Source organism: Halomonas sp. KG2 (genome assembly GCA_030440445.1).
Lineage (GTDB): Bacteria > Pseudomonadota > Gammaproteobacteria > Pseudomonadales > Halomonadaceae > Vreelandella.
The window spans coordinates 3,669,255-3,683,086 of record CP098528.1; the positions used below are offsets into that span (position 1 = coordinate 3,669,255).

9 protein-coding genes and 1 rRNA gene are annotated in these 13,832 nt (G+C 53.1%); 2 read left to right on the forward strand and 8 right to left on the reverse strand.

Annotated features, from left to right (window positions below; all coding sequences use genetic code 11):
- Positions 1–105 precede the first annotated feature (105 nt).
- The 3 genes from NDQ72_16950 to ilvC form a co-directional block, all read right to left on the reverse strand.
- A 16S ribosomal RNA gene (locus NDQ72_16950) occupies positions 106–1,640 on the reverse strand.
- A 549-nt stretch (positions 1,641–2,189) separates the two neighbouring features.
- The gene (gene pssA, locus NDQ72_16955; GenBank protein WKD27706.1) at positions 2,190–3,122 is read right to left on the reverse strand and encodes a CDP-diacylglycerol--serine O-phosphatidyltransferase; all 933 of its coding nucleotides are present in this window, start codon (positions 3,120–3,122) and stop codon (positions 2,190–2,192) included.
- 163 nt (positions 3,123–3,285) lie between these two features.
- On the reverse strand, positions 3,286–4,302 hold the full coding sequence (ilvC, locus tag NDQ72_16960) for a ketol-acid reductoisomerase (protein WKD27707.1): 1,017 nt from the start codon (positions 4,300–4,302) through the stop codon (positions 3,286–3,288).
- 218 nt (positions 4,303–4,520) lie between these two features.
- Here ilvC and ilvY point away from each other — a divergent pair, with 218 nt between their 5' ends.
- Positions 4,521–5,408, forward strand: a complete 888-nt coding sequence (ilvY, locus tag NDQ72_16965) for an HTH-type transcriptional activator IlvY (GenBank protein ID WKD27708.1) — start codon at positions 4,521–4,523, stop codon at positions 5,406–5,408.
- A gap of 80 nt (positions 5,409–5,488) precedes the next feature.
- Here ilvY and ilvN read toward each other — a convergent pair whose 3' ends face one another.
- From ilvN to rluD, 5 genes are all read right to left on the reverse strand, one after another.
- A complete protein-coding gene (ilvN, locus tag NDQ72_16970) occupies positions 5,489–5,980 on the reverse strand; it encodes an acetolactate synthase small subunit (protein ID WKD27709.1) in 492 nt (163 codons plus the stop codon).
- Entirely contained in the window at positions 5,980–7,704 is a 1,725-nt protein-coding gene (locus tag NDQ72_16975) for an acetolactate synthase 3 large subunit (GenBank protein ID WKD30432.1), read from the reverse strand. Before NDQ72_16975 ends, ilvN begins: the two co-directional genes overlap by 1 nt.
- A 516-nt stretch (positions 7,705–8,220) precedes the next feature.
- Positions 8,221–10,800: an ATP-dependent chaperone ClpB gene (clpB, locus tag NDQ72_16980; protein ID WKD27710.1), complete on the reverse strand. Its 2,580-nt coding sequence runs from the start codon at positions 10,798–10,800 to the stop codon at positions 8,221–8,223.
- Positions 10,801–10,972: 172 nt separating this feature from the next.
- Complete coding sequence (gene pgeF / locus NDQ72_16985) at positions 10,973–11,728, reverse strand: peptidoglycan editing factor PgeF (GenBank protein ID WKD27711.1); 756 nt, start codon at positions 11,726–11,728, stop codon at positions 10,973–10,975.
- Positions 11,725–12,684 carry a 23S rRNA pseudouridine(1911/1915/1917) synthase RluD gene (gene rluD, locus NDQ72_16990; protein WKD27712.1) on the reverse strand — a complete coding sequence of 320 codons (960 nt, stop codon included), beginning with the start codon at positions 12,682–12,684 and terminating at the stop codon, positions 11,725–11,727. The genes pgeF and rluD overlap by 4 nt, the downstream gene beginning before the upstream one ends.
- Before the next feature lie 198 nt (positions 12,685–12,882).
- Between rluD and NDQ72_16995 the strand changes: the two genes are divergently transcribed.
- Entirely contained in the window at positions 12,883–13,686 is an 804-nt protein-coding gene (locus NDQ72_16995; protein ID WKD27713.1) for an outer membrane protein assembly factor BamD, read from the forward strand.
- Positions 13,687–13,832: the final 146 nt, after the last annotated feature.

Consider the following 13,832-nt stretch of genomic DNA (forward strand, 5'->3'; position numbering starts at 1 on the left):
TTTTCTCTTCTTTCAATATGAAGAAAACGCTTATCACTGCGTATCAACAGCATTCTGATCAGGTAATTCATTGTGAGCGCTTACCGCGAGGAGTGATGCATCGTTTAAGGAGGTGATCCAGCCGCAGGTTCCCCTACGGCTACCTTGTTACGACTTCACCCCAGTCATGAACCACACCGTGGTGATCGCTTTCCCGAAGGTTAAGCTAACCACTTCTGGTGCAGTCCACTCCCATGGTGTGACGGGCGGTGTGTACAAGGCCCGGGAACGTATTCACCGTGACATTCTGATTCACGATTACTAGCGATTCCGACTTCACGGAGTCGAGTTGCAGACTCCGATCCGGACTGAGACCGGCTTTTCGGGATTAGCTGACTCTCGCGAGCTCGCAACCCTTTGTACCGGCCATTGTAGCACGTGTGTAGCCCTACTCGTAAGGGCCATGATGACTTGACGTCGTCCCCACCTTCCTCCGGTTTGTCACCGGCAGTCTCCTTAGAGTTCCCGGCATTACCCGCTGGCAAATAAGGACAAGGGTTGCGCTCGTTACGGGACTTAACCCAACATTTCACAACACGAGCTGACGACAGCCATGCAGCACCTGTCTCTGCGTTCCCGAAGGCACCAAGTGATCTCTCACAAGTTCGCAGGATGTCAAGAGTAGGTAAGGTTCTTCGCGTTGCATCGAATTAAACCACATGCTCCACCGCTTGTGCGGGCCCCCGTCAATTCATTTGAGTTTTAACCTTGCGGCCGTACTCCCCAGGCGGTCGACTTATCGCGTTAACTTCGCCACAAAGTGCGCTAGGCACCCAACGGCTGGTCGACATCGTTTACGGCGTGGACTACCAGGGTATCTAATCCTGTTTGCTACCCACGCTTTCGCACCTCAGTGTCAGTGTCAGTCCAGAAGGCCGCCTTCGCCACTGGTATTCCTCCCGATCTCTACGCATTTCACCGCTACACCGGGAATTCTACCTTCCTCTCCTGCACTCTAGCTTGACAGTTCCGGATGCCGTTCCCAGGTTGAGCCCGGGGCTTTCACAACCGGCTTATCAAGCCACCTACGCGCGCTTTACGCCCAGTAATTCCGATTAACGCTTGCACCCTCCGTATTACCGCGGCTGCTGGCACGGAGTTAGCCGGTGCTTCTTCTGCGAGTGATGTCTTTCCTAATGGGTATTAACCACTAGGCGTTCTTCCTCGCTGAAAGTGCTTTACAACCCGAGGGCCTTCTTCACACACGCGGCATGGCTGGATCAGGCTTTCGCCCATTGTCCAATATTCCCCACTGCTGCCTCCCGTAGGAGTTCGGGCCGTGTCTCAGTCCCGATGTGGCTGATCATCCTCTCAGACCAGCTACGGATCGTTGCCTTGGTGAGCCATTACCTCACCAACTAGCTAATCCGACATAGGCTCATCCAATAGCGGGAGCCGAAGCCCCCTTTCTCCCGTAGGACGTATGCGGTATTAGCCTGGGTTTCCCCAGGTTATCCCCCACTATCGGGCAGATTCCTATGCATTACTCACCCGTCCGCCGCTCGTCAGCGGGTAGCAAGCTACCCCTGTTACCGCTCGACTTGCATGTGTTAGGCCTGCCGCCAGCGTTCAATCTGAGCCATGATCAAACTCTTCAGTTTAAAATCATTGTGATGCTTACTCGTCACCCGAAAACGTAATGTTTACGAACAACAAAAAGCGCATCAAACTTGGCTCAAGGTTCAAACGAATTCATTCAAACTTTCGTTTTCATGACCGCTTGCCTTGATATTTGGTGATTTATCACCCTCATCGGCAAGCGCCCACATGAATTACCTGATCAAATTGTTAAAGAGCTGTTTTCGCTGCTGAACTTCCGAAGAAGTAACTGGCTAACCGATAAACTAGCTTGCCTCAGCGAGGAAGGCGTATTCTACGCATTTCCTGGTGTTTGTCAATCACTGTTTTGAGTGAATGAAGCGAGTGAGCGAAGAAAGCGAGATAACGATGCTTTCTGGCGTGGCTCGTTTCAAAAAGGGTTGGAAAACATCACAGCGTATTGCTGCTGAGTTCTTCTAACTCTCTGACAAACCGAAGGTTTTCACCTTCAATCACCGCTGGTAACGCTGTGCGTCCCCGGCAGCGGATGCGTACTTTACGGATTCGCTGCCGTCTTGGCAAGTGGTTTTTTGAGAAAATGTGAATAAACTTTAGCTTTTAGGCTTGGCCTTGCGCATAACGGCTAATACAGGGCCTGAGCACACATAAGCACCAAAAAGCAGTAGCAGCATTACAGATGGTTCCACTGAGATCATGACGAACCCTAGCACTACCGCTAGCAGCACAACAAAAGGCACAGGCTTTTTGAAATCGAGGTCTTTAAAGCTGTAATAACGAATATTGCTAACCATAAGCACCCCCGCAGCCCCCACTACAAACAGCATTAGCAGCTTAAAACCTACCGCATCTGCATCAAAACTATGGAAGGTCCATACACTTGCAGCCACTAAAGCGGCAGCGGATGGGCTTGGCAAGCCGATAAACCATTTCTTATCAACACTACCAATCTGCACATTAAAGCGCGCCAGGCGCAGTGCAGCACAAGCCACATAAAGAAATGCCACGACCCAACCAGTTTTACCGATGTCTTGTAAAATCCAGGTAAAGGCCACCAATGCAGGCGCCATACCGAACGAGATCATGTCGGAAAGGCTATCGTACTCGGCGCCAAACTCGCTTTGAGTATTGGTCATACGGGCAACACGGCCATCAAGCCCATCAAGCACCATGGCGATAAAAATTGCCACTGCTGCCGAAGTGAATTCTCCGTTAATGCCAGCTACCACTGCGAAGAACCCTGAAAACAGCGCAGACGTAGTAAACAAGTTAGGTAATAAGTAAATGCCTTTTCGGCGAATCTTCTTACCGTCTTCAACCGCTTCTTCAACCACCTCGGTTTCGCGCAAAAAAACGCTAGCAAGGTCTTCATTACTTACGTTGTCATAACTTGCGCTGCCATTACTTACCTTTTCGTGACTAGCGTCTTCTTGTTCTCCAGCACCATTAGCTTCTGTTTTCTGGCCTTCTTGAGACACTGACTGCGGGGCCTGTTTACGCTCTTGATCGCGAGCATCCTGGGTCATAAATATCATCCGTTTGAAGTGAAGTCACAAGAACAGTGATCCCTTTTCATTCTACACGGTGACGCTAACTCAGCCAGTCAATTGCAGTATGCAACGCCAAACGCCTCGGGGCGCGACAATGCGCGCCCCGAGGCTCTAACTAGCGTACCAGCACGCTAACCGCTTAGTTTTTCGACTTATCAACCAACTGGTTGGCAGCAATCCACGGCATCATGCCACGTAGCTTAGCGCCTACTTGCTCGATTTCGTGCTCAGCATTCAAGCGACGACGTGCCGTCATCGACGGGTAGTTAGTGTTACCTTCCTGGATGAACATTTTGGCATACTCACCCGTCTGGATACGCTTGAGTGCATTGCGCATTGCGGCACGAGACTCATCGTTAATCACTTCAGGGCCAGTCACGTACTCACCGTACTCCGCATTGTTGGAGATGGAGTAGTTCATGTTGGCGATGCCGCCTTCGTACATCAGGTCAACAATCAGCTTAAGCTCATGCAGACACTCGAAGTAAGCCATTTCTGGCGCATAACCTGCTTCAGTCAGCGTTTCAAAGCCAGCTTTGACCAGTTCAACTGCGCCGCCACACAGAACTGCTTGTTCGCCAAACAGATCCGTTTCGGTCTCATCTTTGAAGGTAGTTTCGATGATACCGCTACGGCCGCCACCGACGCCTGCCGCGTAAGAAAGCGCCAACTCTTTGGCATTACCAGACGCATCCTGGTGGATAGCGATCAAGTCAGGAATGCCGCCACCTTTAACAAACTCAGAACGAACCGTGTGACCTGGCGCTTTCGGCGCGATCATGATGACATCTAGATCTTTGCGCGGCTCGATTTGGTTGTAGTGGATGTTAAAGCCATGAGCGAAGGCCAAGGTCGCGCCCTCTTTCAAGTTCGGCTCTACTTCTTGCTCGTAGATCGCTTTTTGATTCTCATCCGGCGCCAAAATCATGACAACGTCTGCGGTTTTGCACGCTTCTGGAACGCTTGCCACTTTCAGGCCTGCGGCTTCTGCTTTGGCGGCAGAGGAAGAACCTTTGCGCAGAGCAACTGTGACGTCGACGCCAGACTCTTTCAAGTTATTCGCATGGGCATGGCCTTGCGAGCCATAACCAACAATAGTGACTTTCTTGGCTTGAATGAGGGACAGATCACAATCTTTATCGTAATAAACGTGCATAGCGAGGCTCCAAAAATCGAACTTGATCAAAAAATGATCGTTATATAGGAATAATTTATATAGGTCGTATCAGCGTTGATGGCCACCCGTGCCGTCTTTTGCAGCACTGGGCTTTGGCGTTGAGATCACTCTACGCCACCGCCACCATTGCGTAAAACGCTATATTTGCAACATACTATTTCTAATTATGAAACATCGATTTTAACAGTGGGCTTCCTATGGATTTTCGCTTATTAAAGCATGTGGTAACGCTGGCCGAGACGCTGCACTTTGGCCGCGCCAGCGAGCTTTGTCATATCAGTCCATCCACCCTAAGCCGCTCAATTCAGCAGGTTGAAGGCGAGCTAGGCACGCAACTATTTGAGCGCGACAATCGCCATGTCACGCTAACCCCTCAAGGCTTAGCGTTTCAGCGCTATGCAAAAGAGACCTTAGAGCAATGGGAAATGCAGAAGCGAACACTGGCCGCCACGGTGGCACAGCTGAGCGGCGAAATAAGCATTTACTGCTCGGTAACCGCCAGCTATAGCTTTCTCTACGAACTACTGAGTGATGTGCGTACTCGGCACCCCGGCATCGAATTAAAGCTGCATACCGGTGACCCCGCCGATGCCATGTCGCGGGTGCTGGAAGGCGCAGACGATATGGCCATCACCCCCCGCCCACGGATTCCCCCCAGCGCCCTGGCCTTTAAATCGCTTACCCGCTCACCGCTGCTATTTATTGCACCTACAGAAGCCCATGACTGGCTGCCAAGTCAGCCGGAAAGCTCAACAGCCGAGCAGTGGCGTGATGTCCCGATGATTCTTTCAGAGGCTGGGCTTTCAAGGGAGTACGCCAATACGTGGTTTAAAGCGATGGGCATTACGCCGCGCATTTATGCCCAAGTAGCTGGGCATGAAGCGATCGTGAGCATGGTGGGGCTGGGATTTGGCGTGGGAGTGGTACCTAAAATCGTACTAGATAACAGCCCGCTGTCCGAACGTGTGCAAGTGCTCAGCGTAAAACCCGAGCTCCCCCACTACGATGTCGGAGTTTGCGTGCTTAACCGACGCCTCAAAAATCCGATGATTGACGCGTTTTGGGCGACGGTGACGCCACGTTAACGCGTGCTTATATGAATACAAAAAAAGCCGCCCTGATAAGGACGGCTTTTCCAACGACTTACTCAGCTAGCATGCCGCGTTTACAACGATAGAACTTTATCGCCGCGAGCGATACCGGACACCCCAGTACGCGCCACTTCGAGAATGCCTACCGGCGCCATGGCCTGTAGAAATGCATCCAACTTAGCGGCGTCACCGGTAATCTGAACGGTATAAAGGCTTGGCGTTACGTCGACGATCTGCGCCCGGAAAATATCCACCGTACGCTTCACTTCATCGCGGGCAGCGCCTAACGCTTTTACTTTCACCAACATCAGCTCACGCTCAATGTGGTTACCTTCCGTCAGGTCGACCAGCTTCACCACATCAATCAGCTTATTAAGATGCTTGGTGATTTGCTCAATCACTCGGTCATCACCCACGGTGGTCACCGTCAGGCGTGACAGCGACGGGTCTTCGGTCGGTGCAACGTTCAGCGTTTCAATGTTGAAGTTACGCTGGGAGAACAGCCCGACCACACGTGACAGCGCACCCGGTTCGTTTTCCATCAGAATCGAGATGATATGACGCATCAGGTACGCTCCGTTTTAGACAGCAGCATGTCACGCATGGCACCCAACGGCACCTGCATCGGATAGACGTGCTCAAAGGGATCAACCTTCACATCCAGGAACACCAGCTCATGCTTGTCGGCAAAGGCGCGCTCTAGCGCCGGTTCCAACTCATCAAGGGTATTCACGGTGATTGCGGTAAATCCGTAAGCCTCAATTAGCATGTGAAAGTCTGGCAGCGACTCCATATAGGAGTGCGCATGACGGGACTTGTAGTTCAAATCCTGCCACTGCCTAACCATGCCCAGCGATGCATTGTTGAGGTTTACAATTTTGACGCCCACGCCGTACTGCTTACAGGTAGAGAGCTCCTGCATCATCATCTGGAAGCTGCCTTCCCCAGTCACACACACGACGTCGTCGTCAGGGAAGTTCTGTTTGATACCCATGGCAGCCGGGAAGCCAAAGCCCATGGTGCCCAAGCCACCCGAGGTGATCAGACGGTTAGGCTTATCAAACTTGTAGTACTGAGCAGCAAACATCTGGTGCTGGCCAACATCCGTCGTCACGTAGGCTTCACCGCGAGTAACACGGCATAGCGCTTCGATAACTTCCTGCGGCTTCAACACTTCGCCTGGCTTAGAAGGCTCATATAGCTTGCCTTCACGCTCGGCGCGCCAGCCGTCAATCTTTTGCCACCACTCGGTTAGCGCTTCAGGCTGCGAAATTGACTGACCTTGAACCAGGCTGATCATTTCATTAATAACGCTAGACGCTGGTCCAACGATGGGCACATCTGCGCGTACGGTTTTAGATACCGAACTTGGGTCCACATCCACGTGAATGATTTTTGCCGTGGGGCAGAACTTCGATGTGTTGTTGGTCACTCGGTCATCAAAACGCGCGCCAATAGCGATAATCAAATCCGCATGGTGCATGGCCATATTGGACTCATACGAGCCGTGCATCCCTAACCAGCCCAGGCACTGCCGATCACTTTGCGGATAGGCGCCAATGCCCATCAGCGTTGTGGTAATGGGGAAGCCGAGCTGTTTGACCAAATCGGTCAACCCTTCGCTTGCCTTGCCAGTTACCACGCCACCGCCGGTATAGAACACCGGACGTTTGGCTTTCAGCATCATCTCAACGGCTTTTTTAATTTGACCCGTATGCCCCCGGGTAACCGGGTTATAGGAGCGCATCTTGACCTTTTTCGGGTAGACGTACTCATAGCGCTCGGTCGGTGCCGTCATATCTTTAGGAATATCGACCACGACCGGACCCGGGCGACCAGTCGCCGCGAGATAGAAGGCTTTTTTCAGCACTTCTGGAATCTCAGACGGATGCCGAATTGAGAAGCTGTGCTTCACGATGGGGCGAGTCACACCCACAATATCGGTTTCCTGGAAGGCATCGTCACCAATCAGGTGGCTCATGACCTGACCGCACAGCACGACCATTGGAATCGAATCCATATAGGCAGTCGCAATGCCGGTAACCGCATTGGTAGCACCAGGACCGGAGGTGACTAGCACCACGCCTGGCTTACCCGCCGCACGGGCATAGCCATCTGCTGCGTGAGTTGCAGCCTGTTCGTGACGCACGAGAATGTGCTTCACCTTGTCCTGGCGGAACAGCGCATCGTAAATGTGCAGCGCCGCGCCGCCGGGATAACCATAAATGTACTCAACGCCCTCATCCTGCAAGAAGCGGGCGATCATATCTGCGCCGGAAAGCAGTTCCACTGTGTTTCTCCCCTGGAGGTCTCGAGTGCGATCCGCAGGACATCCTGCGGTGTCGAGTGCGGCGGTATGCCGCTGCCGGCCCATGCCGGCACCTGATGCCAAACCCTGGCATATGGCCCGGTTAGGGCCTGCACTCTCATCGGAAGCACCGGTATATCATCAAATACGCCAGTAGCTACCTTACACGACGGTTTGCCGTGTCGGGGCGTTGGCCAGGTCGGACGGTTAGCCCAAGCCCGGAAGTCCTTCGGCGGGTAAAGGCTTTCGCCTACCCTTCGCGCGGGGATTAGGGGTTGCCCGTTGGTTCCGCGCCCGCAAATCAGGAACACACAAGATTCCATTAGCGCCCTCAGCCTGTCAACCTCCGATCAGGACAAACGCAACAAACGTCGCAGTTAGCCATTAAAAAAGCCCCGCTAGCAGAGCTAACGAGGCTTTTGCCATATTTCATTGCGCAGGCTTGCTGAGGATCACTGCGCAGACGCGTTGAGAACGTAGGCGTTTTAATTACCCACCTTACTCAAATACCAGCTTGCCTTCACTCGCACTGATATGAATAGTGTCGCCAGGGGCGTACTTGCCCGCCAGCAGGTCTTGAGCCAATGGGTTCTCGATGCGGCTTTGGATCGCCCGCTTCAGCGGCCTTGCGCCATACACCGGGTCGAAACCGACCACCGCCAGCTGAGCCATGGCGTCATCGCTAATTTCCAGGCTCAGGTCATGCTCAGCCAAGCGAGCTTTCAAACGCGCTAACTGAATACCGGCAATCGCCTGAATTTGCTCTTGGCCAAGGGCGTGGAACACCACCACCTCATCAATGCGGTTAATCAATTCAGGGCGGAAATGGTTACCCACCACTTCCATCACTGCATTTTTCATGACTTCGTAGTCGCTATCATCTCCCCCCATGCGCTGGATGATGTCCGAGCCCATGTTAGAAGTCATCACGATTACCGTGTTACGGAAATCGACTGTGCGACCTTGCCCATCAGTTAGACGACCATCCTCCAGCACTTGCAGCAGGATATTGAACACATCCGGATGCGCCTTTTCCACTTCGTCTAGTAACAGCACCGAGTAGGGCTTACGACGCACCGCCTCAGTTAAGTAACCACCCTCTTCATAACCTACATAGCCAGGAGGCGCACCAATCAAGCGAGCCACGGAGTGCTTCTCCATAAACTCCGACATGTCGATACGCACCATCGCCTCTTCAGTATCGAACAAGAAGTTAGCCAGCGACTTACATAGCTCTGTTTTACCCACCCCGGTTGGGCCGAGGAACAGGAACGAGCCGTTGGGTCGATTGGGGTCAGACAGCCCTGCCCGCGAGCGGCGAACGGCGTTAGCCACGGCCTCTACCGCTTCATGCTGGCCAATCACTCGCTCATGTAGCGCTTCTTCCATACGCAGCAGCTTGTCTCGCTCGCCTTCCAGCATTTTGGAGACCGGTATGCCTGTCCAGCGAGAAACCACCTCGGCAATCTCTTCTTCGGTAACGTTTGAGCGCAGCAGCTGGTGGCTGGCAATATCAGCTTCGCCTTCACCCGCTTCGCTGATTTTCTTCTCAAGCGCCGGAATTTTGCCGTACTGAATCTCGGACATACGACCTAGGTCGCCCTGGCGACGCGCTTGTTCAAGGTCAATGCGCGCCTGCTCAAGCTCTGCTTTAAATTGGGCTGCGCCTTGAATACTGGCTTTTTCAGCTTTCCAGATTTCATCCAAGTCAGCGTATTCGCGCTCCAGCTCATGAATCTGGTTGTTCAGCGCCTCAAGGCGTTTCTTAGTGGCCTCATCGGTCTCTTTCTTAAGCGCTTCGCGCTCCATTTTCAGCTGGATTAGGCGACGATCCAGCCTATCCATCTCTTCAGGCTTAGAGTCCAGCTCCATGCGGATACGTGACGCTGCCTCATCAATCAGGTCAATGGCTTTGTCGGGCAACTGCCTATCAGTGATATAGCGGGTAGAGAGCTTAGCCGCGGCGATAATCGCCGAGTCGGTAATATCCACGCCGTGGTGGACTTCATAGCGCTCTTTTAAGCCACGCAGAATAGCCACCGTGTCCTCTTCAGAGGGCTCATCGACCAACACCTTCTGGAAGCGACGTTCCAGCGCGGCGTCTTTTTCAATGTATTTGCGGTACTCATCCAGGGTGGTCGCGCCCACACAGTGCAGCTCGCCACGCGCCAGCGCAGGCTTAAGCATGTTGCCTGCATCCATCGCGCCTTCAGCCTTACCTGCGCCCACCATGGTGTGCAGCTCATCAATAAACAGGATGACCCGGCCTTCTTCCTGGGAAAGCTCTTTGAGCACCGCTTTCAGACGCTCTTCAAATTCACCACGGAATTTGGCACCCGCCAGCAGCGAGCCCATATCCAAGGAAAGGACACGCTTCTCTTTCAAGCCTTCAGGCACTTCGCCATTCACAATGCGCTGGGCCAGCCCTTCGACAATGGCGGTTTTACCCACCCCTGGCTCACCGATCAGTACCGGATTATTTTTGGTACGACGCTGCAGCACCTGAATCGTGCGGCGAATTTCATCATCACGGCCAATTACGGGGTCCAGCTTGCCGTCTAAGGCACGCTGGGTTAGGTCCATGGTGTATTTGCTAAGTGCTTCACGCTGATCTTCGGCATTCGGGTCGTCGACCTTAGCACCACCGCGTAAACTATTGATTGCGGCTTCCAAGGCTTTGCGGCTGAGCCCTGCCTCTTTCATCAGTTTGGTGATCGCACTGTTCATTTCCAGTGCAGCCAGAAGTACTAATTCACTGGCAATGAACTGGTCGCCACGCTTCTGCGCTTCCCGGTCAGTTAGATTGAATAATTTAATGAAGTCGCGGGATGGCTGAACGTCACCGTCGAATTGGCTTACCTTAGGTAAGTCATCTAGCTGCTTCTGCAAACCGTCGCGCAGGCGCGAGCTGCTGCCCCCAGCTTTTTCAACCAGGGCTTTGATGCCAGTGTCTTTGGTATCGAGTAACGCAAGCAATAAGTGCGCGGGATCAAGCTGATTATGGCCGTGCCCAACCGCAAGGGATTGCGCCTCAGAAATAGCGGCCTGTAATTTGGCAGTAAATTTATCGAATCGCATGGAGTTCCTCCTGGGGGTGCCGTGCGTTTGGACCCACGGTGTTTCCCAATAACTTGTCTTTAATATGCTAGAAACGTTGACGTACTAAAAACGTTTAGCTTGACAAGTTTAATGGAGTCAGTTCCACATATTTCAAGAGCTGTGCATAACAAGCGCGAAGGAATAACACTACTTAATTGATCCAGATCACACTTGCCATGCGTCCAGTGTTGCCATTGTCTCGGCGGTAGGAGTAAAAACGCGACTCGCAGGCAGTGCAGAAGTGGCCGCCACTGATGTGATGGATCCCCAGCGCTTCTAAACGAAAGCGCGCCAAGCGATAAAGATCCGCCATATAGTGACCAAGACGATAAGGGCTGTGATCAAACGCTTCGGCGGTCTCCGGGTGTACCGCAACAAAGGCACCATAGACTTCGGGCCCTACTTCAAACTGGGCATTCGAAATAGCCGGGCCTAACCACACCAAAATGTCGTCAGAATCGCAGTTCATCGCGGCGACGGTCGCTTCCAACACGCCACCCGCCAGCCCGCGCCAGCCAGCATGGGCAACGGCTACCTGTGTCCCTTGGCGATTGCAGAACATCACCGGCAAGCAGTCTGCGGTTAGCACCACACAGGCATAGTCGTTGCTGTTGGCAACCGAGGCGTCTGCTTCCGGTGTATCGTCTTGATACGCCTGCTGAACGCGTGCGCCGTGGGTTTGGTTAAGCCACAGCAGCGGTCGATCATCGCCGATTTCTTTGTGCAACAAACGCCGACATAGCGCGACATGATCAGCATTATCGCCGACGTGGCTCGCTGGATTGAAAGCGGCAAAATCATCCTGGCTCGGCCCTGTTTCCCGAGTGGTCACAAACGCCCGCACATTTGCGGGAGCTGGCCAATCAGGTAACAGCAGCGTGGGCTTTAGATCAATCGCATCGCTCATCTCATGGTCTCACTATCTTCGCGCAGGTAATCCAACAACATCAGTAGATCATCGGGCAAGTCAGCATGAAAAGTAAGCGTTTCACCACTCACCGGATGCACAAAGCTGAGCTTCCGAGCATGCAGTGCCTGACGCGGAAATTCACGCAAAATCTCTTTTAACGGCGCGGCAGCACCCGGCGGCAGCTTAGCACGGCCACTATAGAGCGGATCGCCAATCAATGGGTAGCGGGCATGAGCCATATGAACGCGAATTTGATGGGTACGCCCGGTTTCCAACTGGCAACGCACATGGGTATGCGCGCGAAAGCGCTCAACTACCCGAAAGTGAGTCACTGCCGGTTTTCCGGAAGCCGTGACCGCTTGGCGCTTGCGGTCTTTTGGGTGTCGACCAATGGGCGCATCGATAGTGCTGCCCGACACGGGCTTGCCAATCACCACTGCATCATATTGACGAGAAACGCTGCGCGCCTGCAACTGCTCAACCAGCGTCGTTTGAGCGGGCAATGTTTTCGCCACCATCATTAGACCAGTGGTGTCTTTATCCAGGCGATGGACTATGCCCGCCCGGGGCACTTCTGCCAGGGCAGGATGATGATGGAGCAACGCATTCAACAACGTGCCATCAGGGTTGCCCGCGGCGGGATGAACCACCATGCCCGCGGCCTTGTTGATGACTATCACCGCGTCGTCTTCATAAACGATATCAAGCGGAATATCTTGGGGCTCAAAACGAGTATCGTCTTCAATAGTCGCTTTTAGCGCTAATGTTTCGTGGCCGTGAAGCTTGGCCTTCGGTTTTACTTTAGCGCCGTCGACGGTGAGCTCACCGGCGTTGATCCACGCTTTCAAACGCTCGCGGGAATAATCGCTGAACAACTCAGCGGCGGCTTGGTCTAAACGCGCGCCAGCTAATGTCGCGGGTACTCGCTGCGTGGCTTCAACAATACGAGACATGAACAACCTCTTTAAGACGCAAACTCCGCGGCTACCCTATAATGCTTTTTAACTCTTCACACGGCATTAGAGTGTCGCTAAGCCTGCGTTTTGCGTCTAGGTGATTTATAGTGGGCGAACTGCGACCTATTCTACCATTTCTACTTATGGCCATCGTCGCTTTTCGGTGATTGAGGCTTGTTTGCAACGAGGATGATGATGCGCGCTTTTTCCGCTGCCAACCGCTTTGGCGTTCTAGCCTTAAGCCTTGCCCTTTTGGCAGGCTGTGCCAGTAACGACACCACACCTGAAGAAGAGGATGAATTCTCAGGTGTGCAAGAACGCGAGCTCTATGAACTTGCCCGCACAGCGCTGGATAGCAACCGTTTCCCAATTGCCATTGAGCGACTGGAAGCGCTTGATACCCGCTACCCATTTGGCCCCCATGCCGAACAAGCTCAGCTTGAGCTAATTTACGCTTACTACGAAAACAGCAACTGGGAAGAGGCACGCGCCGCTGCCAGCCGCTTTATTCGCTTGCACCCAGATCACCCTCAAGTGGATTACGCCTACTACCTGCGCGGCCTTTCCGCTTGGCAGGCAGGGCGATTTAGCCTTGAACGCTTGCGCCTGATTGATATTTCTAAGCGTGACTTGGGTGCTTCACGGGATGCTTACAACGACTTCCGCGAATTAATTCAGCGCTTCCCTCAAAGCGAATATGCCCCGGATGCCCAGCAACGCATTGTGTATCTACGTGAGTTGCTGGCACGTCATGAACTGCACGTTGCCGATTACTACTTGCGTCGCGGTGCCTTCCTGGCCGCCGTTGAACGAGGTCGCTGGGTGATTGAAAACTATCCGGAGTCCAACGCAACGCGTGACGCGCTGGCAACCATGGTAGAAGGCTATCAAGGACTTGGCATGGACGATCGCGCCAACGAAGTGCTTACCGTGCTGCGCGAAAATGCGCCAAACCATGAGCAGCTTAGCAATGGTCGTTTCAAGCCTAAGCACTTATGAATAGGCACTTATGAATAGGCACTTATGAACCAGCACCTGTGAATAAGCGCCTGTAAAATAACAGGTTGGTCCAATGGCCTCACAGGATTAGCTAGGTGTACACCGCCCTAAATCATGCAGAAGCACGATTTAGGGCGTTTTTGATG

Bases quoted from the DNA above. Each gene is read 5' to 3' on its own strand.
- pssA (WKD27706.1), bottom strand. From the start codon at position 3,122: ATGACCCAGGATGCTCGCGATCAAGAGCGTAAACAGGCCCCGCAGTCA.
- ilvC (WKD27707.1), bottom strand. From the start codon at position 4,302: ATGCACGTTTATTACGATAAAGATTGTGATCTGTCCCTCATTCAAGCC.
- ilvY (WKD27708.1), top strand. From the start codon at position 4,521: ATGGATTTTCGCTTATTAAAGCATGTGGTAACGCTGGCCGAGACGCTG.
- ilvN (WKD27709.1), bottom strand. From the start codon at position 5,980: ATGCGTCATATCATCTCGATTCTGATGGAAAACGAACCGGGTGCGCTG.
- clpB (WKD27710.1), bottom strand. From the start codon at position 10,800: ATGCGATTCGATAAATTTACTGCCAAATTACAGGCCGCTATTTCTGAG.
- pgeF (WKD27711.1), bottom strand. From the start codon at position 11,728: ATGAGCGATGCGATTGATCTAAAGCCCACGCTGCTGTTACCTGATTGG.
- rluD (WKD27712.1), bottom strand. From the start codon at position 12,684: ATGTCTCGTATTGTTGAAGCCACGCAGCGAGTACCCGCGACATTAGCT.
- NDQ72_16995 (WKD27713.1), top strand. From the start codon at position 12,883: ATGCGCGCTTTTTCCGCTGCCAACCGCTTTGGCGTTCTAGCCTTAAGC.